Source organism: Micromonospora globbae (assembly GCF_003610785.1).
Lineage (GTDB): Bacteria > Actinomycetota > Actinomycetes > Mycobacteriales > Micromonosporaceae > Micromonospora > Micromonospora globbae.
Map to the genome: position 1 here is coordinate 58,878 of NZ_RAQQ01000013.1, position 24,362 is coordinate 83,239.

20 protein-coding genes and 1 tRNA gene are annotated in these 24,362 nt (G+C 74.1%); 11 read left to right on the forward strand and 10 right to left on the reverse strand.

Translation table 11 applies throughout. The annotated features are described in order from the left end of the window. Positions 1-102 precede the first annotated feature (102 nt). A complete protein-coding gene (locus D7I43_RS18630) occupies positions 103-597 on the forward strand; it encodes a pyridoxamine 5'-phosphate oxidase family protein (RefSeq protein WP_120329809.1) in 495 nt (164 codons plus the stop codon). 257 nt (positions 598-854) lie between these two features. Here the strand turns inward: D7I43_RS18630 and D7I43_RS18635 are convergent. Further along, positions 855-931, reverse strand: a tRNA-Pro gene (locus tag D7I43_RS18635). A gap of 184 nt (positions 932-1,115) precedes the next feature. Beyond that, the gene (locus tag D7I43_RS18640; protein ID WP_120329810.1) at positions 1,116-2,009 is read right to left on the reverse strand and encodes a metallophosphoesterase; all 894 of its coding nucleotides are present in this window, start codon (positions 2,007-2,009) and stop codon (positions 1,116-1,118) included. Between the two features lie 25 nt (positions 2,010-2,034). On the opposite strand from D7I43_RS18640, the gene D7I43_RS18645 reads away from it, so the two are divergent. After that, entirely contained in the window at positions 2,035-2,490 is a 456-nt protein-coding gene (locus tag D7I43_RS18645) for a GatB/YqeY domain-containing protein (RefSeq protein ID WP_120329811.1), read from the forward strand. A gap of 115 nt (positions 2,491-2,605) precedes the next feature. Here D7I43_RS18645 and D7I43_RS18650 read toward each other — a convergent pair whose 3' ends face one another. Next, positions 2,606-5,059: a penicillin-binding protein gene (locus tag D7I43_RS18650; RefSeq protein ID WP_120329812.1), complete on the reverse strand. Its 2,454-nt coding sequence runs from the start codon at positions 5,057-5,059 to the stop codon at positions 2,606-2,608. A 405-nt stretch (positions 5,060-5,464) separates the two neighbouring features. On the opposite strand from D7I43_RS18650, the gene D7I43_RS18655 reads away from it, so the two are divergent. Further along, positions 5,465-5,782 carry a WhiB family transcriptional regulator gene (locus D7I43_RS18655; protein WP_120329813.1) on the forward strand — a complete coding sequence of 106 codons (318 nt, stop codon included), beginning with the start codon at positions 5,465-5,467 and terminating at the stop codon, positions 5,780-5,782. Here D7I43_RS18655 and bagB read toward each other — a convergent pair. The 3 genes from bagB to D7I43_RS18670 are packed head-to-tail and all read right to left on the reverse strand — an operon-like array spanning position 5,769 to position 8,494. Further along, positions 5,769-6,920, reverse strand: coding sequence for an ArsA family ATPase (bagB, locus tag D7I43_RS18660; protein WP_192902194.1), 1,152 nt, complete (start codon positions 6,918-6,920; stop codon positions 5,769-5,771). The two genes, D7I43_RS18655 and bagB, sit on opposite strands and share 14 nt — an antisense overlap. Before the next feature lie 54 nt (positions 6,921-6,974). Beyond that, positions 6,975-7,952, reverse strand: coding sequence for an ATPase BagA (gene bagA, locus D7I43_RS18665; protein ID WP_120329815.1), 978 nt, complete (start codon positions 7,950-7,952; stop codon positions 6,975-6,977). 26 nt (positions 7,953-7,978) lie between these two features. Then, positions 7,979-8,494 (reverse strand): Rv0361 family membrane protein, encoded by a 516-nt coding sequence (locus tag D7I43_RS18670; protein WP_420870221.1) that lies wholly within the window; start codon positions 8,492-8,494, stop codon positions 7,979-7,981. Positions 8,495-9,168: 674 nt separating this feature from the next. Between D7I43_RS18670 and D7I43_RS18675 the strand changes: the two genes are divergently transcribed. The 7 genes from D7I43_RS18675 to D7I43_RS18700 all read left to right on the forward strand — a co-directional run bounded on the left by D7I43_RS18675 (position 9,169) and on the right by D7I43_RS18700 (position 17,123). Continuing rightward, on the forward strand, positions 9,169-9,657 hold the full coding sequence (locus D7I43_RS18675; protein ID WP_120329816.1) for a hypothetical protein: 489 nt from the start codon (positions 9,169-9,171) through the stop codon (positions 9,655-9,657). A 43-nt stretch (positions 9,658-9,700) separates the two neighbouring features. Then, positions 9,701-9,856, forward strand: a complete 156-nt coding sequence (locus D7I43_RS33070; protein WP_174242689.1) for a Sp36 family protein — start codon at positions 9,701-9,703, stop codon at positions 9,854-9,856. A 40-nt stretch (positions 9,857-9,896) separates the two neighbouring features. Then, a complete protein-coding gene (locus tag D7I43_RS18680; RefSeq protein ID WP_120329817.1) occupies positions 9,897-10,358 on the forward strand; it encodes a RidA family protein in 462 nt (153 codons plus the stop codon). A 127-nt stretch (positions 10,359-10,485) separates the two neighbouring features. Next, entirely contained in the window at positions 10,486-11,319 is an 834-nt protein-coding gene (locus D7I43_RS18685) for an MBL fold metallo-hydrolase (RefSeq protein WP_120329818.1), read from the forward strand. Next, on the forward strand, positions 11,316-14,921 hold the full coding sequence (locus D7I43_RS18690) for an adenylate/guanylate cyclase domain-containing protein (protein WP_120329819.1): 3,606 nt from the start codon (positions 11,316-11,318) through the stop codon (positions 14,919-14,921). The genes D7I43_RS18685 and D7I43_RS18690 overlap by 4 nt, the downstream gene beginning before the upstream one ends. 135 nt (positions 14,922-15,056) lie before the next feature. Further along, on the forward strand, positions 15,057-15,551 hold the full coding sequence (locus D7I43_RS18695) for a hypothetical protein (RefSeq protein ID WP_120329820.1): 495 nt from the start codon (positions 15,057-15,059) through the stop codon (positions 15,549-15,551). 30 nt (positions 15,552-15,581) lie between these two features. Further along, complete coding sequence (locus tag D7I43_RS18700) at positions 15,582-17,123, forward strand: serine/threonine-protein kinase (protein ID WP_120329821.1); 1,542 nt, start codon at positions 15,582-15,584, stop codon at positions 17,121-17,123. On the opposite strand, the gene D7I43_RS18705 is transcribed toward D7I43_RS18700, so the two are convergent. Then, the gene (locus tag D7I43_RS18705; protein ID WP_147427261.1) at positions 17,110-17,421 is read right to left on the reverse strand and encodes a hypothetical protein; all 312 of its coding nucleotides are present in this window, start codon (positions 17,419-17,421) and stop codon (positions 17,110-17,112) included. The genes D7I43_RS18700 and D7I43_RS18705 overlap by 14 nt on opposite strands. 214 nt (positions 17,422-17,635) lie before the next feature. Here D7I43_RS18705 and D7I43_RS18710 point away from each other — a divergent pair, with 214 nt between their 5' ends. After that, positions 17,636-19,435 carry an alpha/beta hydrolase gene (locus D7I43_RS18710; RefSeq protein WP_120329823.1) on the forward strand — a complete coding sequence of 600 codons (1,800 nt, stop codon included), beginning with the start codon at positions 17,636-17,638 and terminating at the stop codon, positions 19,433-19,435. 71 nt (positions 19,436-19,506) lie between these two features. Here the strand turns inward: D7I43_RS18710 and D7I43_RS18715 are convergent, their stop codons facing one another. From D7I43_RS18715 to D7I43_RS18725, 3 genes are all read right to left on the reverse strand, one after another. Further along, positions 19,507-20,670, reverse strand: coding sequence for an acyl-CoA dehydrogenase family protein (locus D7I43_RS18715; protein ID WP_120329824.1), 1,164 nt, complete (start codon positions 20,668-20,670; stop codon positions 19,507-19,509). Next, positions 20,667-22,640, reverse strand: a complete 1,974-nt coding sequence (locus D7I43_RS18720) for an ATP-binding protein (RefSeq protein ID WP_120329935.1) — start codon at positions 22,638-22,640, stop codon at positions 20,667-20,669. The genes D7I43_RS18715 and D7I43_RS18720 overlap by 4 nt, the downstream gene beginning before the upstream one ends. Before the next feature lie 67 nt (positions 22,641-22,707). Further along, entirely contained in the window at positions 22,708-24,309 is a 1,602-nt protein-coding gene (locus tag D7I43_RS18725; protein WP_120329825.1) for an acyl-CoA carboxylase subunit beta, read from the reverse strand. Between the last annotated feature and the right edge of the window lie 53 nt (positions 24,310-24,362).

The following is a 24,362-nucleotide window of genomic DNA, read 5'->3' on the forward strand; positions in this document are numbered from 1 at the left end:
GACGTACGGTCCGACGGACACGTCGCCGCACGCGGCGGGACCGGTGGGCATTCGTCAGGATTCGAGAAGGCCGCCCGGCGGGGCGCCGCTAGCCTGACGATCATGGCATCCACCGAACCCGCCACCCCCGAGACGGCCGACCCCACGCCCGCGCCCCCGCGTACGCTCGACGAACGGCTGCGGGACACCCGCGCGAAGCTGGAGAACGACGTCGACCTCTGGGTCGCGACGTCGGGCTCCCTGGGCGGCGTTCACCTCGTCCCGCTCTCGTTCCTCTGGGACGGGGCCGCCTTCCTCATCTCGACCCCGCGCGCCTCGCGCACCAGCCGCAACCTGCTGGCGGACGATCGGGTGCGGCTCAGCCTCGGGCCGACCCGCGACGTCGTCATCGTCGACGGCACGGCCGAACCGGTGGACGTCGCCGACCTGGGCCCGGACACCGGCGACGCGTTCGCGACCAAGACGGGTTTCGACCCGCGTACGCTCGACGAGCCCTACCAGTACTTCCTGATCCGCCCCCGGCGCATCCAGGCCTGGCGGGAGGCCAACGAACTCCGGGGACGGGTCCTCATGCGGGACGGCCGCTGGCTCGGCTGACCGCGTAGGACGGCAGCCGTACCCGGAAGCGCCCGAGGGGTTGGGCGGCGACGCGAGCGGAAGCGTCCGCCGAGACCGCACGACGGCCGATCCCCTGCCCGGGATGGCATGACGTGCGCCACCCCCTCCGGCGTTCCGGCCGCTCGTCGGGGAGGATGCCGCGCTCGCGGGGGCCGGCTCGTTCAAGCCGGTCGCGACCTGACCCGGAAATAGATCAAGGCCCCTCCGTGGAGGGGCCTTTGACCTGCTGTTACCTCTGGTCGGGGTGGCCGGATTTGAACCGACGACCTCTTCGTCCCGAACGAAGCGCGCTACCAAACTGCGCCACACCCCGAGGCGTGCCGACAAATAGTAGCCCACCCGCTCCGGCGGTCAAACTGGGTACCCCCGCCCCTCGGCGCCGGCGCGCTCAAGATCGAGACAACATCCAGGATGTGGGGGCATCCCGGGTCGGGGGAGGCCACAACATCCAGGAAGTTGTGGCCTCACCGGCCAGGCCGCAGCGCTCGGGCCCGGGATCAGCGCGCGATCAGGGTCAGGATGCTCGCCTCCGGTGGGCAGGCGAACCGGACCGGCGCGGTCGGGTGGGTGCCGAGGCCGGCGGAGACGTGCAGCCAGGAGTCGGACCCCGGCCAGCGGTGCAGCCCCCGGGCCATCGACCGGGGCAGCCCGCAGTTGGTGACCAGCGCGCCGACCCCCGGTACGCAGACCTGCCCGCCGTGGGTGTGGCCGGCCAGCAGCAGGCCGAAGCCGTCGGCGGACATCTGGTCGAGCACCCGCGGCTCGGGGGAGTGTGTGAGCGCGATCGACACCTCGGCCGACGCGGCGACCCGCCCGGCGACGGCCGCGTAGTCGTCCCGCTCGATGTGTGGATCGTCCACGCCGACCAGGTCGATGACCCGTCCGCCGGCCTTGACGGTGGCCCGGGCGTTGTTGAGGTCGATCCAGCCCGCACCGGTGAGGACGTCGCGCAGTTCCTCGTACGGCAGCTCGACGCCCTCGACGTACTCGCGGTCGGGCAGGAAGTAGGTGAACGGGTTCTTCCAGACCGGGCCGGTGTAGTCGTTGGAGCCGAAGACGAAGGCTCCCGGGTAGTCGAGCAGCGGCTGGAGGGCGCGCAGCACGCCGGGCACGGCCTCGGGGTGCGCCATGTTGTCGCCGGTCACGACGACCAGGTCGGGGTCGAGCGCGGCCAGCGACGCCACCCAGCGCTGCTTGCGCGCCTGGTCGGGCATCATGTGCAGGTCCGACAGGTGCAGGATCCGCAGGGGCTCCGCATCGGTCGGCAGCACCGGCACGTCGTACCGGCGCAGGGTGAACATGTTGCGCTCGACGAGCGACGCGTACGCCAGGGTGGCCGCGCCCACCGCGGCGGTGGTGGCCGCGAGCCGGAATACTGTGCGCTTTCGCATGGCGTTCAGGGTAGTTTGACCGTCCATGAGCACGCTGAAGGACCGCCTCACCGCGGACATGCGGGCCGCGCTGAAGGCGCGCGACGAGCTGACCACGTCCACCCTGCGGATGGCGCTGGCGGCGGTGGGTAACGCCGAGGTGGCCGGCAAGGCCAAGCGGGAGCTCACCGACGACGAGGTGCTCGCGGTGCTGACCAAGGAGGCGAAGAAGCGCCGGGAGGCGGCGGCCGCGTTCGCCGACGCGGGTCGCGGCGAGCAGGCCGCCAAGGAGACCGCGGAGGGCGAGGTGCTGGAGCGCTACCTGCCGAAGCAGCTCTCCGACGAGGAGCTCGGCCAGGTGGTCTCCGAGGCGCTCGCCGCGGGCGGCTTCACCGGCAAGGCGCAGATGGGCCCGGCCATGAAGGCGGTCCAGGCCGCGGTGGCCGGCCGGGCCGAGGGCGGCCGGGTGGCCGCGGAGGTACGCCGGCAGCTCGGCGTCTGAGGCGCCGCTCCTTCGGCCGTACGCGACGACGGGCGGGCACCCTCGCGGGGTGCCCGCCCGTCCTGTGTCGTGCGGGGTGCGGGCCCGGCCGTGGTGCGGGCCGGGCCCCGTGGGATCAGCCGCCGCCGGGACGGCCGCCGCCGGGTCGTCCGGGTCGGTCGGGAGTCGGCGGCTGCCCGGAGGTGCCGTTGTCCGGCTGGTCGCCGCCGCCGTTGCCGCTGCTGATCTGGATGGTCACCACGCCGCCCTTGATGGTGCGGCCGCTGGGGCTGGTGCCGGCGGCGGTGCCGGGCGGGCAGCTGGAGGCGACCCGCACGTCGGAGACGACCGCCTGGAAGCCGGCGCCCCGGATGCGGGAGCGGGCGGTGTCGACCGACTGGCACTTCACGTCCGGGATGGAGCGCTGGTCACCCTCGGAGATCTTCTTGCCGGGTGGCTCGAAGTCGATCCGGGGTTTGCCCTTCATGGCGTCGCGCAGCGTCTCCCAGACCGGCGGGTTGATGCCGTCGGGCTCGTTGTGCTTCATCTTGACGTTCGTCTGCGCCCAGTCCGGGTCGGCCATGATGCCGGCGACCGCGTACTGCTTGGTCATGGCGACCAGCGCGGCGGTCTTCTCGGAGTCGGTGGTGCCGGACTTGCCGGCCACCGGCGCCTTGACCTCCGACTTGACCCGCGGCGCCGTCCGGCTGCCGCCGCACTTCGTGGTCGCCGAGTTGTCGCCGACGGGGCACCGGGCGGCGTCGACGGCGGCCCGGGCGACCTCGGTGCTGACCCGCTTCTCGCAGCGCGGGTTGGCGATGTCCAGCTTCTTGCCGTCCAGGTCGCGGATCTCCTGCACCGGGATCGGCTCGCAGTACTTGCCGTCGGCGGCCAGGGTGGCGTACGCGTTGGCCAGCTCCAGCGGCGTGGTCGCCGAGACGCCGAGGGTGAAGGAACCCCAGTCGTGGGCGTATTCCTTGTTGTTGGCCCACTGGTTCTCCTTGCTGACCCGGAACTGGATGCCGAGCCGCTTGGCCACGTCGACCACGTTCTCCGCGCCGATCTGCTGCTGCAGCGGCACGAAGTAGGTGTTGATGGAGGCGCTGAACGCGCTCCACATGTTCTGGACGCCGCCGGCCTTCTTACCGGAGTTGGTGGGGCAGTAGAAGTGGGTGCCCGGGCACGCGGCGGGGCTGCCCTGCTCGACGATGTACTCCGACCGGAAGGTCTGCGGAGCGTTCATCGTGTAGCTGAGCGGGATGCCCTTCTCCAGGGCGGCCACGATCGTGAAGATCTTGAACGTCGAGCCCGCCTGGTAGCCGACGATCCCGTCACCGCCGGTGAGCAGCGGGTTCACCGTGTTCGGGTAGTTGCCGCGCTTGCCCTTCTTCCGCTGCTTGGGATCGCTGTGCGGCTTGTTGGCCGGGTTCTTCGGGTCGTCCAGCTTGAAGTTCCGGTTCACGGCGAGCGCCCGCACCCGGCCGGAGCCGGGCTCGACGACCGCCACCATGGCCGCTTCCTTGCTGTTCACGCTCTTCGCCCTGCGGACGGCCTTGTCCGCGCCCCGCTGCGCCTGCGCGTCGAGGGTGGTGATGATGGAGTAGCCACCGCTCTTGAGGCGCCGCTCCCGGTCGTACGACGTGGAGCCGAACGTCTCCTGCTGCAACCACCAGCGGTAGAAGTAGTCGCAGAAGAAGCCCCAGCCCTTCTCGTTGGTGGCGACGCAGCCGTTCGGCTGGCGCTTGCCCGCGACGTTCAGCGGGGTGGCCTTGGCGGCCTCCCCCTCCTCCTTGGTGATGGCGCCGATCTTGACCATGTTGTCGATGACGTAGTTGCGCCGGTCCAGCGCGAGCTTCTTGCCGCTCTCGGTGGTCGGGTCGTTGGTCGTGGGCGCCTTCACGAGGCCGGCGAGCAGCGCGGCCTCCGGGATCGTGAGGTTCTTCGGACTCTTCTGGAAGTAGACCCGGCTGGCGGCGTAGATGCCGTACGCGCCGTTGCCGAAGGAGGCGATGTTCAGGTAGCGCTCGAGGATCTCGTCCTTCGAGAGCTCCTTGTCGATCTGGATGGCGTAGCGCATCTCGCGCAGCTTGCGGGCGCTGGTGTCCTCGGTCGCGGCGACCACGTCGGCCGGATGGGTGGCCGTGTACGCGATGGCCAGCCGGACGTACTGCATGGTAAGCGTGGAGGCGCCCTGCTGGGAGCTCGCGCCGGACTGGTTGTTGATGAAGGCGCGGGCGACACCGTTGATGTCGACGCCGTTGTGCTTGTAGAAGTCGTGGTCCTCCGCCGCGATGATGGCCTTCTGCATGTGCGGCGAGATGTCGGCCAGCTTCACGTCCTTGCGGAACTCGTCGTACAGCGTGGCGACCACCGTCTTGCCGTCCGACGCGTACAACGTGGTGATCTGCGGTGCCCGCGACACCGTCAGTTCCTTCGGCAACGCGCCGAAGGTTTCGGCTCCGGCCTTCGCGGCCAGCCCGGACATCGCCACTGCGGGGAAGGCCGCCGCTGCGACCACCACACCGGCCAGCAGGCCACAGATGAGTAGCGATGCGGCGTTGGTCAGCACATTGTGGTCACGTTTCCGCATCCAGGTCACCTCGACAGGGTACGCGAACAGAGAACGAGGGGCGCTGGGGCGTCTTTTCCCCATTTCCTGCGCGCGCTGCCCTCGTTGTGCTAAACGCACGACCCCTGGTGCGTGGTTGCGTGGGACCTGGCGCCGAGTCTCCCTCGTACGGAGGGGGCACCGCTGCGTTTTCACGTACTGCGGCCGGGTATGCGGCGGTCAACGGCTCGAGAAGCCGGGAGTGTCCGGAATGATGGATTTGGCCGACAACGTTGCGTAATCGGGTGACTACAGAGCATGATGGGGGACGGCGACAGCGCCACATGTCGTCCGTACCGCCTTGGGGAAGGCCGGGCGGGCGATCGGGGGGATTGCCGGCTGACGCGTGACGAGGTCGGTAGGTACTGCAAGGGGGGACGTGTACACATGGGCATGATCGCTGACTGGCCGTCGCTGGCGGCGTGTCAGAACGGGGACCCGGACGCGCTGTTCGTTCAGGGCGCCGAACAGAACGTGGCGAAGCGGATCTGCCGGAGCTGCCCAGTTCGGTACGAGTGCCTGGCCGACGCGCTCGACAACCGCATCGAGTTCGGCGTGTGGGGTGGCATGACCGAACGCGAGCGGCGGGCGCTGCTGCGCCGTCACCCCCAGGTGACGAGCTGGCGCAAGATGTTCGAGGCGGCCATGAAGAAGAACGCCAAGGAGAAGGCCGGCAAGGACCGGATCCTGGTCACGACCGGCTGATCGCCGCGCCGATCGTCCGCAGCCCGTCGACGTCGTGGACGTCGGCGGGCTGCGCCGTCACCGACACGGTCGGCACCTCGGGGAACGCCTCCGTGAACCGCGCGGCGACCTCGCGCTCGCGTACCGCCTGCCGCGCGAGCGCGGCGTGCGCCCGCAGCACGTCGACGGTGCCCTCGTGCCCACCGATCTCGGCCAGGCGGTCCGCGGCGGCCCGGCTGGTAGCGGCGTCCAGCTCCGGCACCGCCGGCCGGTGCACCCGGTTGAGCACCAGCCCGGCCAGCGGCATCCGCTCGTCGCGCAGCCGCCCCGCGAAGTAGGCGGCCTCCCGGACCGCGTCCGGCTCCGGCGCCGCGACCAGCAGGAACGCCGTCTCCCGTGCCTGGAGGATGCGGTACGTCTGCTCGGCGCGCTGCCGGAAGCCGCCGAACATCGAGTCGAGAGCGGCCACGAACCCGGAGAGGTCCGTGAGCAGTTGGGCGCCGAGCACCTTCTGCACGACCTTCGAGAACATGCCGAACGACGCGGTGACCAGGCTGAACATGCTCCGGCCGCCGGTGCGGGCCGGGGCGAGCAGCATCCGCAGCATCCGCCCGTCGAGGAACCGGGAGAGGCGGGCCGGCGCGTCCAGGAAGTCCAGCGCCGAACGGGACGGCGGGGTGTCCACCACGATGAGGTCCCACTCGCCCCGGGCGTGCAGCTGACCCAGCTTCTCCATCGCCATGTACTCCTGCGTACCGGCGAAGGTCGAACTCATCGCCTGGTAGAAGGGGTTGGCGAAGATCTCCGCCGCCTTCGCCGGGTCGGTGTGCTGCAGCACCACGTCGTCGAAGGTCCGCTTCATGTCCAGCATCATGGCGTGCAGCTCGCCGCCGCTGTCCTCGACGTCGATCCCCTTCACCTGGCGGGGCGTGTTGTCCAGCTCGGTGAGGCCGAGCGACTGGGCCAGGCGGCGGGCCGGGTCGATCGTGAGCACCACCGTGCGACGCCCGTGCCGCTCCGCGGCGCGCAGCGCCAGCGCGGCGGCCGTGGTGGTCTTCCCGACCCCACCGGCGCCGCAGCACACCACGATCCGCACGCCCGGATCAGCGAGGATCTCGTCGACGTCCAACGGTGGCGCCGCGTCTTCGGAAGGCACCAATCGAGCGTATCGGGCCGACCCGGTCCGTGCGCCCGTGCCGACGGCAGGTGTGAGTCAATCGGCCCGCCGCAGGGCGTCGGCCAGGACGTCCAGCCCGTCCCGGTCGACCCCGTCCGGCAGCAGCGGCAACTCGGTCAACGGCAGCCCCAACTCGACCAGGTCGGCGCGGAGGGAGTCCTCCAGCTCCCGGCGGATGACCTGGTCGCGCGCCTCGTCGTGCAGGCCCGCCACGGTGTCCCGGTCCGCCGGCAGCCCGGCGGCGACCAGCCCGCGCTTCAGCTCGGCGGCGGTGACCGCCCGGCCGGCCGGCAGCGGTGGCCGGGTGCCGTTCACGATGATCCGACCCACCGGGAAGCCGTACGACGTCAGCTCGGCGATGGCGTCCACCGTCTCCTGGACCGGCATCTCCTCCAGCAGGGTGACCACGTGCACGGCGGTCATCGGGGAGCGCAGCAGCGCCGCCACCCCCTCGCTCTGCGTCTTGATGGGGCCGACCTTGGCCAGCCGCGCCGTCTCCGCCGTCACGTTGAGGAACCGGCCGATCCGGCCGGTGGGCGGAGCGTCCAGGACCACCGCGTCGTAGACCCGGCGCTGGTCGACCGTCCGGGTGGTCGCCTCCTTCACCTTGCCGGTGAGCAGCACGTCCCGCAGCCCCGGCGCGATGGTGGTGGCGAAGTCGATGGCCCCGAACTTGCGCAGCGCCCGGCCGGCCGCGCCGAGCTTGTAGAACATGTCCAGGTACTCGAGCAGCGCCAGTTCGGCGTCCACGGCGAGGGCCCGGACCTGTCCGCCGCCGGGCGCGTCGGTGAGGTGCCGCTCCTCGTACGGCAGCGGGTCGGTGCCGAAGAGCTGGGCGATGCCCTGCCGGCCCTCGACCTCGACGAGCAGGGTGCGCCGGCCGCCGGCGGCCAGCGCCAGGGCCAGCGCCGCGGCCACGCTCGTCTTGCCGGTGCCGCCCTTGCCGGTCACCACGTGCAGGCGGGCCGGCCATCCGGTACCAGCCGGCTCGGCCGGTCGCTGCTCTGCTCGCACCCGTCGAGCCTATCCAGCCGGGGCCGTCAGGCGACCTCGCAGACCCACCAACCCGTCTTCTGCACCACGGTGAAGCGCAGGTCCTGGTCGGCCACCTTCTCGTCGGCGGTGGTCATGGTCACCGTGGTCGAGACCGTGGCCCGGTCGCCGGTGCGGTTGTCCACCTTCGGGGTGGTCCACCGGAAGCGGGGGTTCTGGTAGGTCGACGCGTACTTCTCCACCTCGGCCACCTTCGCGGCGATCTTGTCGTCGTCGCGGGCCGAGGCGCAGACGAGGCTCGCCGCCTTCGTCGCGTCCCGCTCCTTGTAGACGGCCGTGAGGAACTGGTCCACCGCCACGGCCGGCTCCTTGGCGCCCTCGCCGGTCTCGACGTTGCGCAGGGTCAGGAACGCCGTGAGGCCGCCACCGAGGCAGAGCACGAGCACCACCGCCAGCGCGATCGTCGCGATGAGCGCGCCACGCTTCTTCCCGGGCGGGGCCGGCGGCGGGTACGGCGGAGGGACCGGTCCGCCCGACGGCGGGTACGGCGGAGAGCCGGGCACCGGTCCGCCCGACGGCGGGTAGGGCGGGTGGGCCGTCGCGCCCGGCGGCGGGTACGGCGGCGTCGCGGACGGCGGACCGGGCTGGGGGTGACCGGCCGGCGGCGGGCCGGGCAGCGGGGACGGGCCGGGCAGGGGCGGTTGACCGGCCGGCGGACCGGAGGCGACCGGGCCGCCCGGGGCGGCGGGGTACCCCGGGTGCCCGGGACCGGCCGGAGCGGGGGGCCGCCCGGCGTCGGGATGGGCCGGCGGCACCGCCGGACCGGTCGGGTCGCCGCTGGGTGGCTGGGTCATCTCTCCCCCGGGGGTGCGGCGCTCGGCGCCACCGGCGTCGAGCGTGAAGTCGAGCGGCCGGCCGCTCGCGGCCGTCCGACCGGAAGGGTAGCGGTCGATCCCGTCGCCGGTGTCGCCCCCGTGGGGCGGTCCGGCCGCGCCTGCCGCCGTCCGCGGAACGCCGGACGCGCTCGCCCGCTCGTCCGGGCCAGGCCGCCGGGAAGCGGGACGATCCCGCCGGATGTGTCGCATATGTGACTACCAGGCCGTTGTGCGTGCGCGTCCTGTTGGCGGGACTCCGGCACCGGACCTACCGTCGTGCCGGCGCGGGGGAACCCGGTCGGGGCGGGCGTCCGGACCGGCACAGCAGGGAGTTGACCAGGTACGACGTCCGGAGGCAGTGCATGCGCGACGCGGAGAACACCCCCCGAGCCCAGTTCCCGGCGAACGACCGGTCGCGCCGGATCGGCGCCGGTCCCGCCGGTGAGGCCGAGGGGCCGGTCGGCGGCCTGCCGGTGAACGAGCGACCGTACCGGCGCATCGCCGAGCCCGTCGAGGTGGTGCGGACGCTGCGCCGCCCGGTCGAGCAGGGCCGGGACGACGAGGAGCCCGGCTACGTCATCCACCTGCCGATCCGGGTGCCCGACCTGGCCTCGGCCACCACGCTCGCGAGCCGGGTGGCGGTCTCCCTCGGCTTCCTGCCCGAACTGGACGCGGGCGAGACCACCGTCTCCAAGGCCGACGACCAGAACAACCGGCACCGCGTCTTCTGCGACCTCCTGCTGCCGGACCGGTCCCGCTGCCCGCAGCGGTACGAGCACAGCGGGCCCTGCGGGGAGCTGCCGGCCGCGCCGGAGCAGCGTCCCGCACCCGGCCCGTCGGCGGGCCCGTAGGCTGTGCCTCGAACGATCCGCGTATCGAGGGAGCCCTGCACCGATGCAGAAGTGGGAGTACGCCACGGTCCCGCTGCTGGTCCACGCGACCAAGCAGATCCTTGACAACTGGGGCGAGGACGGCTGGGAGCTCGTCGCCGTGGTGCCCGGTCCGAACCCGGACCAGCTCGTCGCCTACCTGAAGCGGCCGAAGGCATGAGCGGGCGCGTGCGTACCGCCGGGTGGGACGGGGTGGCGGCATGAGCAACGGTCCCCACGCGAAACTCGCCGAACTCGGCCTCCAGCTGCCCGAGGTGGTGCCGCCGGTGGCCAGCTACGTCCCGGCCGTGCAGTCGGGCCGGCACGTCTACGTCTCCGGGCAGCTGCCGATGGCCGAGGGGAAGCTGCTCGCCACCGGCAAGGTCGGCGCCGGTGTCTCCGCCGACCAGGCCAAGGACCTCGCGCAGCGCTGCGCGCTCAACGCGCTGGCCGCCATCGACTCGCTCGTCGGCCTGGAGAACGTCGTGAAGGTCGTGAAGCTGACCGGCTTCGTGGCGTCGGCACCCGGGTTCACCGGCCAGCCGGCCGTCATCAACGGAGCCTCCGACCTGTTCGGCGCCGTCTTCGGCGAGGCGGGCCGGCACGCGCGCAGCGCCGTCGGCGTGGCCGAACTGCCCCTCGACGCCCCGGTCGAGGTCGAGGTGATCGTCGAGGTCGCCTGACCCCGAGCGGCCCCGTCCCGCGATCCCGCGGGCCCCTCGCGGACGGAAGTTCGTGAACGGGCACAAACCCCCGGGACCTGCCTGCAAGATCGCGGGGAGGTGCGGGCGGGGCCGTACGATCGCAGCCATGACCGGGCACGTGACGGCGCCGGCGGCGGCGCTCGCGGACCAGCTGCCGGGTTGGGTGACGCTGCTGCGTGCGCCCAACCCCGGGCCGATGACCCTCGACGGCACCAACACGTGGGTGCTGCGGGCGCCGGGCGCGCGGCAGGCCGTCGTGGTCGACCCCGGCCCGGCCGACGAGGCGCACCTCGCCGCGGTCACCGCGTACGGGCCGGTCGGGCTCGTGCTGATCACCCACGGGCACCCGGACCACACCGAGGGCGCGCCACGCCTCGCCGACCTGCTCGGCGGGGTGCCGGTGCTCGCGGCCGACGCGGCGCACACGGCCGGCGGCCCGCCGCTGGCCGCCGGCGCGCTGCCCGCCGTCGCCGGGCTGGACGTACGGGTCGTCCCGACGCCCGGGCACACCGCCGACTCGGTCTGCCTCCTGGTGGAGCACGCGGGCGAGCGGGTGGTGCTGACCGGCGACACCATCCTCGGGCGGGGCACGACCGTGGTCGCCCACCCCGACGGGCACCTCGGGGACTACCTGGCCAGCCTGGAGCTGCTCTCGACGTACCGGGGCGTCCCGGCGCTGCCCGGCCACGGCCCGGCGCTGGCCGACTGCGGCGCGGCGGCCGACTTCTACCTGGCCCACCGGCGCGCCCGGCTCGACCAGGTCCGGGCGGCCGTGGCCGCCGGCGCCCGCACGCCGGCCGAGGTGGTGGCCGCCGTCTACGCCGACGTCGACCGGTCGCTCTGGTGGGCCGCCGAGTGGTCGGTCCGCGCCCAGCTGGAACACCTCGGGGTCGAGATCCGGGAATCCGGGCCCGGGGGTGCGGGGTTGGAGCAGCCGTGACCTGCCCCGTGTGCGGAACCGTCGCCGTGCCCGGCGCGCGGTTCTGCCACAACTGCGGCGCCGCGCTGCCGGCCGCCGCGACGCTGCCCGCCGCCGAGCGCCGGGTGGTGACGGTGCTCTTCGGCGACCTCTCCGACTTCACCTCCTGGTCGGAGGACCTCGACCCGGAGCGGGTCGGTGCCGTCACCGACCGGGTGCTCGCGGCCCTCGCCGGCGCCGTGAAGACCTTCGGCGGGCACGTCGACAAGCTGACCGGCGACGGGATCATGGCGGTCTTCGGCGCGCCGGTCGCGCACGAGGACGACGCCGAGCGCGCGGTGCGCGCCGCGTTGTCCATGCAGCGGGCGGTGCGCCGGGTGCTCGACGACGAGCGCGGCGGCGGCGCGCCGCTGGGCCTGCGCGTCGGGCTGAACACCGGCGACGTGATCGCCGGGATCCAGGCCTCGATCGAGTACACCGTCATCGGCGACACGGTGAACACCGCCGCCCGGCTGGCCGACGCGGCCGCCGTCGGCGCCGTCTACGCGGGCGCCCGTACCGCCGCGGCCACCCGGCACGTCGCGTCCTGGCGGGCGCTGCGACCGCTGCGCCTCAAGGGCAAGCGCGAGCCCGTGGAGGCGTACGAGCTGCTCGGCCTCCTGGACGCGCCCGGCACCCGCTCAGGCCTGGGCGACGAGGCACCGTTCGTGGGCCGGGAGACCGAGATCGGGCGGGTCGCCGGCCGCCTCGCCGAGGTCGTCGACCGGGGCGAGCCGCGCGTGCTGCTGATGACTGCCGAGGCGGGCATCGGCAAGTCCCGGTTCGCCGCCGAGGTGGAACGCCTCGCCGCCGGGTACGACGTGGGCGCCGGACGGTTCGCCGCGCACACCGGCGCCCGGGTGCTCTCGGTGCGCTGCGCCGCGTTCGGTGAGCGCCGCCGGCTCGCGCCCCTGGCCGACCTGGTCCGGGCCGCGGTGGGCCTGCCCAACGACGCGTCGACGGCGCTCACCCGCCCGGCCGTCGAGGAGCGGTTGCGCCGGCTGGGTCAGCGACTGGCCCGCGGCGGTGCGGAACCCGCGCCGATCGCCACGGAGCAGATCCTCGCCCTGCTCGGCTACGCGGAGCTGCCCGCCGGCGGCGCCACCGACCAGGGCGAGTGGAGCGCCGCCCAGCCGGCCGCCGACGCCGAGGCGGTGCCGAACGCCGTGGCCGACCTGCTGAGCGCCCTGGCCGCCGAGGCCCCGCTCGTCATGATCGTGGACGACCTGCACGACGCCACCGCGGAGACCATCCAGGCGCTCGGGGTGACGCTGTCCCGGCTCACCGGCCCGGTGCTCGTGCTGTTGCTCGGCCGTCCGGAGCTGGTTCGTACGGCCGGCGCGCTGACCCGGGTCGCCGACGCGGAGGTGCACGCGCTGCCGCCGCTGCGCGGCGCCGACGCCGCCCGGTTGCTGACCAGCTATCTCGGCGGCGGGAAGCTGCCGCAGGCCGACACCGACCGGCTGCTGGCCACCGCCCAGGGCAACCCGTTCTACCTGGCCGAACTGGTCACCCTGCTCATGGAGCGGGGCGCGCTCACCGCGGTCGGGGACCGCGGCTCGGGTGCGACGTGGCGGCTCGTGCCGGGCTCGCTGGGCAGCCGGCTGCTGTCCCGGGACCTCGCCGCCGTGCTGGCGGCCCGCATCGACGCGCTGCCGCCGGACGCCCGGTTGGTGCTGCGCGACGCCGCGGTGGTCGGCGACACGGTGCCGGCGGGCGCGCTGGAGGCGCTGCGCGAGGAGCACGCGGGCCGCGACGGGCGACCCGCCGCCGTGGTGGCGGTGGAGTTCGAGCGGGCCGTGGACGAGCTGCTGCAACGGCGCATGCTGCACCGGACCCGCACCGGGTTCGCGTTCGCCACCCCGCTCATGCGGGAGGCCGCGTACGCCGGGGTGAGCAAGGCGGAGCTGGCCGAGCGGCACGCCGCGCTGGCCCGCTGGGCGGCGCCCGGGACACCGGGTGACGACCCCGTACCGACACCGGCCGGCGCGTTCACCGACGTCGACCGGGACGAGTTCGTGGCCACCCACGTCGAGCGGGCCGCGGCGCTCGCCGACGCGGTGAAGCTGCGCCCGGACGCGCCGGCCCGCGCGGTGGTCCCGCTGGGGGTCGCCGCGCTGGGCCGCGCCGCCCGCCGCGCGCTCTCCGCGGGCGAGCCGGCGCTGGCCGTCGAGTACGCCGAACGCGCCGCCGAGCTGGCCCGCGACGGCGTACCGGCCGCCGACCGGGTGGTGCACGCCCGGGCGCTGCTCCAGGTGGGCCGGGTGGCCGACGCGCTCGCCTCCGCCGAGAAGATCGCCGCCAACGCGGGCGAGGAGGGCATCCGGGCCAGCGCCCTGCTGCTGGCGGGGCAGGCTCACCAGACGCTCGGCGACCAGACCCGGGCGGTGGCCGCGTGGCAGGAGGCCCTCCAGGTGGCCACCGCCGGCGGCCTGCCGACGTTGCGGGCCTCGGCCATGCGGCGGCTCGGCATGGCCGACTTCGTGGCCGGGCGGCTGAGCCAGGCGAGCAGCCGGCTGGCCGCCTCCTACCAGGTGAGCCTCGCGGCCCGGGACCGGCGCGGCCAGGCCTGGTCGTTGCAGAACCTGGCCTGGGTGACGACCACGCGGGGCGACTTCGCCGGCACGGACGCGGTGCTGGGCCGGGCCGCCCGGTTGTTCGCCGAGCTGAAGGACCCGTACGGGCGGGCGTGGCTGCGCGGCACCACGGCGTTCGCGCGGCTGCTGGCCGGGCGGCTGGGCGAGGCGTGCCGGCTCGCGCGGGTCTTCCTGCCCTTCGGCGAACGGGTCGGTGAGGCGTGGGCGGTGGGCACGCTGCGGGCCGTCGAGGCGTACGCCACCGCCGAGCTGGGCGAGCTGGCCGAGGCGGACCGGGAGGCCCGGCGGGCGTACCGGGAGTTCGCCGCCGCCTCCGACGCGTGGGGCTGCGGCTTCGCGCTGGTCGTACGCGGTGTGGTGGCCCGTGGCCTCGGCGAGCCGGAACACGCCGCCGACCTGCTCACCGACGCGCTGTCGTACGCGGACAGCACCACCCACCCGCTGCTGACCGGGATGGCCGGCACGTTGCGCGGCTTCGTGGCGCTGGAGATGGGCGACGTCGCCGCCGCCGAGCGGGACGCCCGGGAGGTGCTCACGAGGGTCGAGCCGCACAACCCGCAGGCGCCGGCGCAGGTGGCCCCCCGGGTGCTGCTGGCCACCGCCCGGCTCGCGGCCGGTGACTCGGCGACCGCCGTGGGGCTGCTCGCCCCGGTGGCGACCGCCGCGGGCACCACCCCGGCCCTGCTCTTCTCGCGCCGCCAGTCGATGGCCCGGTACGCCTCCGCCCTGCTCGCCCACGGGCAGCGGGAGCAGGCGCTGGACTGGGCGCGGCGGGCGGTGGCGGCGCCCGCGGAGGACGTCCGCAGCCAGGTGATCGGGGCGATGGTGCTGGCCGAGGCGCTGGAGGCCTGCGGTCGGGGAGCCGAGGCGCTGGCCAGCGCCGAGGAGGCGGTCCGCCTCGCGTACGCCACGGAGCAGCGCAGCGAACGCCGCGCCGCCGACGCCCTGCGCGCCCGCCTCGCGGGCGACCGGGACCGGGTCGGCTGAGGCCGGGTTGCGAGCGGCCCGGCGCACGGTCTGCCGGTTTCGCCGATGGTGTCCCCGTCCGGCGGCGGGCTAGCGTGTCGGCGACGACGCGGCGGTCCACTGTGGCGGCCGTACCGGTACCTGGGGAGGGCCGTCATGAAGCTGCCACGGAGCGTGGCCGGCTGGACGATCGCCGTGTTCGGCGTGCTGGCGCTGGTCATGGGCGCGGTCGGGCTGCTCTGGCCGGAGGCGATGCTGCGGTCGCTGGGCTTCGAGGTGCCGGACACGCGCGCCCCGGGCGACCACACCGGCACCTTCCTGATGGCCTCCTCGATGGCGTCGTTCAACATGGGGGTCTACTACCTGCTCGCGACCGCCACCGAGTGGCGCGCCTTCTACCGCTTCACGGTGGTGTTCCGGCTGGTCACGTTCACGGTGTTCAGCATCGCGGTGCTGGCCGACATCGCGCCCGGGCGGTTCTTCGGAGTGGCCGCGTGGGAGGGCGTGGGCGCGCTGGCGACCGCCGTCGGGCTGTGGTGGGACGCCCGCCGGGCCGCCGCTCCGGTCGGGGGCGCCGCCGGGGGAAACCGGGGCGCCGGGGCCGGGTCGACGGCCGGCGGCGAGGCGGCCCCGGCCGACGCGGTGCACTGAGTCGTCCGCCCCGTTGGGTATTTTCGAGCTGTGACCGACACCCAGTCCGGCAGCCTGCCGGTACCCATCGTGCCCGGTCTGACCGATTTGAAGGTCTTTGCCCGGGGCGGTTACGCCACCGTCTACCGGGCCACGCAGATCTCCGTGGGTCGCGAGGTCGCGGTGAAGGTGGAGAACCGCACGCTGGACAGCGAACGCGACCAGGCGCGGTTCCTGCGCGAGGCGCGTGCCGCCGGCCGCATGTCCTCGCACCCGCACGTCGTCGACCTGTTCGACGTCGGTGTCACCGTCGACCAGCACCCCTACCTGATCATGGAACTCTGCGACGGGTCGTACGCCGAGCGGATGCGCACGTCCCCGCTGGCCGCCGCCGAGGCCCGCGACCTGGGCATCCGGATCGCCGACGCGCTCGCCCACTCGCACGCGGCCGGGGTGCTCCACCGGGACGTGAAACCCGCCAACATCCTCTACTCGCACTTCAACCCGGCCGTGCTGGCCGACTTCGGGCTGGCCGTGCTCGCCGAGGTCCGCGACCCGACGGTCACCCTGGAGGTGCTGACCCCCGCGTACGCCCCGCCGGAGATGTTCAACCACAGCCCTCCGTCACCGGCCGTGGACGTGTACGCCCTCTGCGCGACCCTCTACGCGGTGATGCACGGCCGGCCGCCGCGCTGGCAGTCCGAGCGCAACCCGAGCCTCGTCACCGTGCTGGAGATGTTCAACCAGCCGATCCCCGGGCTGCCCGGCATCCCCGAGGAACTGATCGACGTGCTGCGCGCCGGGATGGCCAACGATCCCGGCGAGCGGCCCTCCGCCGCCGAACTGCTCGGCATGCTGGCCGCCCTGCCGATCGAACCCGCGCCGCCGCCGGCCGGTGGCGTCGGCGGGGCATCGACCGGCGGCGCGTCCGCCGCAGGGATCGCCACGTCCGGCGCGTACGCGCCCGGCCGCTCGACCCAGCCGCTGCCCCGTCCATCGGCGGAGGAGGCCCACCCCACCGTCACCGCCCCCTCGGCCTCGGCTGGCCGCCGCTGGCGCCGTCGCTGGTTCCTCGGGGGCGCCGCGGCGCTCGCCCTGGCCGGCTCGGCCCTCGCCGGTGCCTGGATGGCCGACGGCGGGGGGACACCCGACCCGTCCCCGTCGGTGAGCCGGGTCGCCGGGCCGGCCACCGGGAGGTTGCCGGGCTGCACCGACGCGGCCTCCGAGGCGGCACTGCCCGAGGGCGCCCGGTGCGCCTCCGAACTGGAGTGTTTCGGCCCGGTGCGGGTGCGCGGCGTCCGCGCCGAGGCGACACGGATCTCCTGCGACGGCCCGCACACCTGGGAGACGTACGCGGAGGGTCTGCTGCCGGTGGCGCTCGTCGGCGCCGGCTACCCGACGGTGACCGCCGACCCGACCGTGCAGGCGGTGTGCAGCCCGACCACGTTCCGGGCGACCAGCCGCATCGAGTCCGCCGAGGGCTGGCACCTGGAGGTGCTGCCCCCGGTGGAGGGCAGCGTCGACCGGACGTTCCGCTGCCTGGCCGGGCGGGGCGTCGACGCGCTGGCCGGCCCGACGCTCACGGGTCACTGAGCCGCTGACGCCGCTCGCGCACCGCGCGCAGCGCGTCCCGGCTGTCCAGCGCCTCCAGCGTGTCCGCATCCACGGACTGCGGTGGCGCGTCGACCGACTGCGCGTCGGCCGCGGGTGGCTCGTCGGCCTCGCGGGCCGCGGCCACCGAGACCCCGGCGACGACCGCGAGCAGGACGCACAGCAGGGCCAGCACCACGCCGACGAGATCCTGCCGGCGCCAGACCACGAGAGTCACCAGCAGACCGAGCGCGGCGACCCCGGCGACGACCGCCACCGTACGCGCATCGGGCCTGGTCAACCGGTTCACCCGTCCAGCATGTCCGGGCCGGGGCGGCTGTCAACCGCCGACGCGTGTCGCGCGTAGCGCCGACGGGCGCGAAAATGTTACGTCGTCGCGCGGATTGTCGGCTTCCCACGCGTTTTGCGGGCCACATTCATTGCCTGCGATCCCTAGAGTGACGGGGGCCGAGCATCGTCTCGGCCGTCCCTGTCGTCCACCGGAAGGCGTCCACATGCTTCGACGAACCCGGTCCCTGGCCGCAGCAGGAGTCGTCGGCACCCTCCTCGCCGGATCGGCGGTAGCGCCCGCCGCCGCCGCGCCCACCCTCAGCGGGTGGGGACGGCCGGTCGTCACCGACCGGACGAGCCCGCAGGAGGCACGCCGCGTCGACCGCGTCCCCACACCCGACCTCGACTGGTACGCCTGCTACGACTACGCCGAGTGCGCCACGGTCCGGCTCCCACTGGACTACGACCGGCCGCACGGCGCCACGACCGAGGTCGCCCTGCTCCGGGTCAAGGCCCGCGACCAGCAGCACCGGATCGGCAGCCTCTTCGTCAACCCCGGTGGCCCGGGCGGCTCCGGCACGAGCATGGCGCTCGCGGCGCCCTACTTCCTCGGTGACGAGCTGCTGGACCGGTTCGACATCGTCGGGGTCGATCCGCGCGGTGTCGCCAGCAGCGAGCAGGTGCGCTGCTTCGCCTCGGTGAAGGACCAGACCCGGGCGTACGCCGGGCTGAACGTCGCCTTCCCCTGGACGAAGGCCGAGGAGAAGGCGTACGTGGCCTCGTCGAAGGCCGTCGGTCGGGGCTGCTCGACCACCGGCCGCCCGCTCTCCGGCGCGATGTCGACCGCCGAGGTGGCCCGTGACATGGACGTGCTGCGCCGGGCGGTCGGTGACCGGAAGCTGACCTACCTGGGCTTCAGCTACGGCAGCATCCTCGGGCAGTACTACGCCAACATGTTCCCCGACCGGGTGCGCGCCCTCGTGATCGACGGGGTGCTCGACGCGACCACGTGGGTCGGCCGGGGCAAGGGCCGTAACCTGCTCCAGGAGGACCGGATGCGCAGCGCGCAGGGCGCGTACCGGGCCCTGTCGGAGATCCTGACCCGCTGCGACGCGGCCGGCCCCGCCGCCTGCCCCGTCGCCGGTGACGCGGCCGGGACGTACGACCTGGTGGCGAAGCGGCTGCGCGCGAAGCCCGTCGTGATCGAGGACCCGGACCTGGGCGAGGTGACGATCCGCTACTCCGACTTCGTGGCCGCCACGCTCAACGCGCTCTACGACCCGTACGGCTACCAGCAGGTCGTCGCCATCACGGCCGAGCTGCTGGTGCTCACCGACCCGGCGGCGGCCGCACCGGCCCGGGAACGGGCCCGCGCCGCGGTCACCCGCCTCGCCGCCGAGGCGCGCCAACAGGCCCGTCGCTACGACTTCCCGTACGACAACGGCCTGGAGACGTTCCTCGGGGTGGACTGCACCGACGCCAACCACCCGAGGGACGCCGCCTCGTGGCCGGCCCGCGCCGCCCGCGCCGACGCGCGGGACCCGTACTTCGGCCGGGCCTGGGCCTGGGCGACGTCGCCCTGCGCCCGTGACACGTGGACGGTCCGCGACGAGGACGCCTACACCGGTCCGTTCGACCGGCGCACCAGCGCTCCCGTACTGGTGGTGGGCAACTACTGGGATCCGGCGACCAACTACCGGGGTGCGGTGAGCACCGCCGCGCTGCTGCCCAACAGCCGGCTGCTGAGCAGCGACAGCTGGGGGCACACCGCGTACGGCACGTCGGCCTGCGCGACCGGCGCGGTCGACGCCTACCTGCTCCGCGGCACGCTGCCGGCGAAGGGCACCGTCTGCACCGGCGACGCCCAGCCGTTCGCCGAGCCGACGGACGCGCCGGCGGTCGACCGGGCGGAGGCGGCCAAGCGGACCCTCGCCGAGCAGGGCGCTCCGCGCCGGGGCGAGCCCAAGCGGCTCCCGCCGGTCGTGGCGCCGCTGCCGGCCGTCGGCACGCTGACCGTCCGGTGAGGACCCCGGGGTACGGCGGGCGATCGGGCGCCTGCCGTACCCCGGCCCGGCGGCCGGACATCGGCCGGTCGTCAGTACGACTTCTCCTGGTGCAGGACGTGCTGGGCCACGAAGTTCAGGATCATCTCCCGGCTGACCGGCGCGATCCGCCCCGCCCGGACGGCCCCGAGCAGGGTGGCCACCCCGTACTCGGTGGTCATGCCGGCCCCGCCGTGCACCTGCACCGCGGTGTCCACGGCGAGCGCCGCGGCCTCGCCGGCCGCGTACTTGGCCATGTTGGCGGCCACGCCGGCCTCCAGGTCGCGGCCCGCGTCGTAGAGGGTGGCCGCCCGGTAGATCATCAGCCGGGCCAGCTCCACCTGCACGGCGGCGTGGGCCAGCGGGTGCGCGACACCCTGGTGGGAGCCGATGCTCCGGCCACCCCACACCTTCCGGCTCGCGGTGTACGTCGACGCCCGCTCGATCGCGTACCGGCCGGTGCCGGCGCCCATGGCCGCCACGGTGATCCGCTCGGGGTTGAGCCCGGCGAACAGCGCCGGCAGGCCGGCGTCCACCGACTCGCCGACCAGCGCGTCGGCGGGAAGCCGGACGTCGTCGAGGTAGAGCAGGAACTGGTTCTCCGGAGAGACAATCTCCATGTCCAGCTTCGACCGGGTGAGCCCCGGCGCGTCGGTCGGCACGACGAACAGCGCCGGCTTGAGCCTGCCGGTCGCCGCCTCCTCGGTACGCGCCACGACGAGCACGTACCGTGCCTCGTCCACGCCCGAGATGAAGCACTTGCGGCCGGAGAGCAGCCAGTCGTCGCCGTCGCGGCGGGCCACCGTGCCGAGGCGGTGGAAGTTCGACCCGGCCTCCGGCTCCGTGATCGCGAAGGCCACCTTCAGCGAACCGTCGGCGAAGCCGGGGAGGAACCGTTTGCGTTGCGCCTCCGTGCCGTGCCGGTGGATGACGGTCGCGGCGATGGCGGGGGACACGACGAGCAGCAGCAGCGGGCAGCCCGCGGCGGCCAGCTCCTCGCAGACGATCGCCAGCTCGGTGATGCCGCCGCCACCGCCGCCGTACTCGGTGGGCACGTTCACCCCGAGGTAGCCGAGGCGCCCGGCCTCCGCCCACAGCTCGGTGGTGTGCTCGCCGGACTTCGCCTTCGTCACGAAGTAGTCGTGCCCGTACCGCCGGCCCAGGGCCCGTACGGCGTCGCGCAGCTGTTCCTGCTCGTCGGTCAGGTCGACGTTCATCGGGCGTCCTCCTCGGGGTTGACCACGGCCAGCACGGCGCCCGTGTCGACCTGACCGCCGGCGGGCACCGGCAGTCCGGCCACCACGCCGTCGACCGGGGCGAGCACCGGGTGCTCCAGCTTCATCGCCTCGAGGGTGAGCAGCAGGTCGCCGGCCGCGACCCGCTGGCCGACCTCGACGTGCACCCGGGACACGGTGCCGGGCAGCGGCGCGAGCAGCGACCCGGCGGCCAGCTCGGCGGTCGGCTCCGGGAAGCGCGGCAGCTCGTGCAGGGTCACGGCGCCGTCCGGGCCGTCCACGAAGACGTCGGCACCCACCCGGTGTACGCGGAACGCCCGCCGCACACCGTCCACGTCGAGGGTGACCCGGTCGGGCGCCGCCGCCACGAGGACGACCTCGCCCGAGCACGCCGGCTCGGTGGACCACTCGGCGAGCGCCCCCGTCCGGTCCCGCCGGTAGCGGACCTCGATCTCCCCGCCGTCGGGGCCCGTGTAGCGGGTGACCTGCGGGAACGCGGGCACGTTCCGCCAGCCGGCCGGGAGTCCGGCCAGCACGGGCGCGTCGGCGCGGCGGGCGGCGGCCGAGGCGAGAGCGGCGGCCAGCGCGGCGAGGGAGCGCTGCTCCGGCGGGAGCAGGGGCGCGAAGACCTCCGGGTGCCGGTCGAGGAATCCGGTGTCGACCGCACCGGCCGTGAACGCGGGGCTGCGGAGCACGCGCACCAGCAGGTCCCGGTTCGTGGTCACCCCGTGCAGTTCCGCCCGGGCCAGCGCGCCGGCGAGCGTACGGGCCGCCTCGGCACGGGTCGGCGCCCAGGCGACCACCTTGGCGAGCATCGAGTCGTAGTGCACGCCCACCGTCGAACCGTCCGCGACCCCGGAGTCCAGCCGGAGCCCCCGAAGCGGCACGAACTCGGCCGACACACCGGGGACGGCGAAGCGGTGGAGGGTGCCGGTGGCCGGGCGGAAGCCCTGCGCGGCGTCCTCGGCGCAGAGGCGTACCTCGATGGCGTGGCCGGCGGCCGGCGGGGTGGTCGTGAACGGCAGCGGCTCGCCCTCGGCGACCAGCAGTTGCAGCCGGACCAGGTCCAGCCCGGTGACCGCCTCGGTGACCGGGTGCTCCACCTGGAGGCGGGTGTTCATCTCCAGGAAGAAGAACTCGCCGGTGGGTGCGAGCAGGAACTCGACGGTCCCGGCGCCCACGTAGTCGACCGCCCGGCCCGCGGCCACCGCTGCCCGGTGCAGCCGCTCCCGCACCTCCGGGTCGACGACCGCGGGAGCCTCCTCGACGATCTTCTGGTGCCGGCGCTGGATCGAGCAGTCCCGCTCGCCGAGGGCAACCGTCGTGCCGTGCGAGTCACCGAAGATCTGCACCTCGACGTGGCGGCCACCCTCGACGTACCGCTCGACGAAGACCGTGCCGTCGCCGAACGCGGCGGCCGCCTCGCGGCGCGCGCCGGCGACGGCCTCGGCCAGCCCGGCCGCGTCGCGGACGACGCGCATGCCGCGCCCGCCGCCACCCGCGGCCGCCTTCACGAGCACCGGAAAGTCCGTGATCTCACCGGGGTCGGTCCAGGACGGCAGCATCGGCACGCCGGCGTCGGCGAGCAGCGCCTTCGCCGCCATCTTGTCGCCCATGACGGCGATCGTCTTGGCCGACGGGCCGACCCACGTCAGCCCGGCGTCGGTGACCGCCGCGGCGAACTCGGCGTTCTCCGCCAGGAAACCGTAGCCCGGGTGGACGGCGTCCGCGCCGGACCGTCGGGCCGCGTCCAGGATCGCCCCGATCCGCAGGTACGTCTCGGCCGGCGCGTTCCCCGGCAGGCGGACGGCCAGGTCGGCCTCGGCGACGAACGGTGCGTCGGCGTCCGCGTCGGAGTGCACGGCCACCGTCGAGATCCCCAGCGACCGGCAGGTGGCGAAGATCCGGCGGGCGATCTCGCCCCGGTTGGCCACCAGCAGTTTCCCGATCATCGCCACTGCGCCTGCCCTTCGTTCGCGACCGCGGGACTCCGCTGCGCTGCGTTCCTCGCGCTCACGGCTACATCCGGAAGACGCCGAAGCCGTCGGCGCCCTTGACGGGTGCACTGTGGACCGCCGACAGGCAGAGGCCGAGGACGGTACGCGTGTCCCGGGGGTCGATGACCCCGTCGTCGTAGAGCCGGCCCGAGAGGAAGAGCGCCCCGGACTGGGACTCGATCTGCTGCTCCACCATGGCGCGCATCGCGGCGTCGGACTCCTCGTCGTACTCCCGGCCCTTCGCGGCGGCGGCCTGCCGGGCCACGATCGAGAGCACCCCGGCGAGCTGCGCCGGGCCCATCACCGCCGACCTGGCGTTCGGCCAGGTGAACAGGAACCTCGGCTCGTACGCCCGCCCGCACATGCCGTAGTTGCCCGCGCCGTACGAGGCGCCGAGGTTGACCGTCAGGTGCGGCACCGTCGAGTTCGACACCGCGTTGATCATCAGGGCGCCGTGCTTGATGATGCCGCGCTGCTCGTACTCGGTGCCGACCATGTAGCCGGTGGTGTTCTGGAGGAACAGCAGCGGGGTGTCGGTGGCGTTGGCGAGCTGGATGAACTGGGCCGCCTTCTGCGCCTCCTCGCTGAACAGGACGCCCCGCGCGTTCGCGAGCACCCCGACCGGGTATCCGTGCAGCTCGCCCCACCCGGTGACCAGCGCGCCACCATAGGCGGGCTTGAACTCGTCGAACTCGCTGCCGTCCAGGATCCGGGCCAGCACCTCGCGCGGATCGAACGGCACCTTCAGGTCGGCGCTCGCGATGCCGAGCAGCTCCTCCGGGTCGTAGCGCGGTGGCGCCGGGACGGCGGTGCGCGGGGGCGGGCCCTGCTTGCGCCAGTTCAACCGGCGTACGCACTGCCGCGCCAGCCGGATCCCGTCCCGTTCGTCCTCGGCGAGATGGTCGGCCAGCCCGGACCTCGTGGCGTGCATGGCGGCCCCGCCCAGCGACTCGTCGTCGGTGACCTCGCCGGTGGCCATCCGCACCAGCGGCGGCCCGGCGAGGTACACCTGCGACCGGTCCCGGATCATGATCACGTGGTCGGACATTCCCGGCACGTACGCGCCGCCCGCCGTGGCGTTGCCGAACACCACGCTGACCGTGGGGATCCTCGCCGCGGAGAGCCGGGTCAGGTCGCGGAACACCCGCCCGCCCGGGATGAAGATCTCCGCCTGGGTGGGCAGGTCCGCCCCGGCCGACTCGACCAGGTTGACCATGGGCAGGCGGTTCGCCAACGCGATCTCACCGGCCCGCCGCGTCTTCGCGAGCGACCACGGGTTCACGGCGCCGCCGCGCACCGTCGGGTCGTTCGCGACGATCAGGCACTCGACGCCCTCGACCACACCGATGCCGGTCACCACGCTCGCCCCGACCGGGAAGTCGGTGCCGTACGCCGCCACCGGCGACAGCTCCAGGAACGGGCTGTCCGGGTCGAGCAGCAGTTCGATCCGCTCGCGGGGAAGGAGCTTGCCGCGCGCGTGGTGCCGGGCCACGTACTTCTCGCCGCCCCCGGCCCGCGCCCGGTCCAGCGCGGCGTCCAGCTCCGCGAGCCGCTCCAGCAGCGACGCCCGGTTCTCGGCGAACCCCGGCGAGGACGGGTCGATCCCGCTCCGCAGCACCGTCACAGCGGTCCCTCCGTTCGTGACCGCCCGGCTCGCGGGCCCGGTTCGCTCCTCGC

Coding starts and splice junctions, on each gene's coding strand:
- D7I43_RS18685 (WP_120329818.1), top strand. CDS start 10,486: ATGACCGGGCACGTGACGGCGCCGGCGGCGGCGCTCGCGGACCAGCTG.
- D7I43_RS18640 (WP_120329810.1), bottom strand. CDS start 2,009: ATGCGAAAGCGCACAGTATTCCGGCTCGCGGCCACCACCGCCGCGGTG.
- D7I43_RS18675 (WP_120329816.1), top strand. CDS start 9,169: ATGCGCGACGCGGAGAACACCCCCCGAGCCCAGTTCCCGGCGAACGAC.
- D7I43_RS18695 (WP_120329820.1), top strand. CDS start 15,057: ATGAAGCTGCCACGGAGCGTGGCCGGCTGGACGATCGCCGTGTTCGGC.
- D7I43_RS18630 (WP_120329809.1), top strand. CDS start 103: ATGGCATCCACCGAACCCGCCACCCCCGAGACGGCCGACCCCACGCCC.
- D7I43_RS18650 (WP_120329812.1), bottom strand. CDS start 5,059: ATGCGGAAACGTGACCACAATGTGCTGACCAACGCCGCATCGCTACTC.
- D7I43_RS33070 (WP_174242689.1), top strand. CDS start 9,701: ATGCAGAAGTGGGAGTACGCCACGGTCCCGCTGCTGGTCCACGCGACC.
- D7I43_RS18715 (WP_120329824.1), bottom strand. CDS start 20,670: ATGAACGTCGACCTGACCGACGAGCAGGAACAGCTGCGCGACGCCGTA.
- D7I43_RS18680 (WP_120329817.1), top strand. CDS start 9,897: ATGAGCAACGGTCCCCACGCGAAACTCGCCGAACTCGGCCTCCAGCTG.
- D7I43_RS18655 (WP_120329813.1), top strand. CDS start 5,465: ATGGGCATGATCGCTGACTGGCCGTCGCTGGCGGCGTGTCAGAACGGG.
- D7I43_RS18710 (WP_120329823.1), top strand. CDS start 17,636: ATGCTTCGACGAACCCGGTCCCTGGCCGCAGCAGGAGTCGTCGGCACC.
- D7I43_RS18645 (WP_120329811.1), top strand. CDS start 2,035: ATGAGCACGCTGAAGGACCGCCTCACCGCGGACATGCGGGCCGCGCTG.
- D7I43_RS18720 (WP_120329935.1), bottom strand. CDS start 22,640: ATGATCGGGAAACTGCTGGTGGCCAACCGGGGCGAGATCGCCCGCCGG.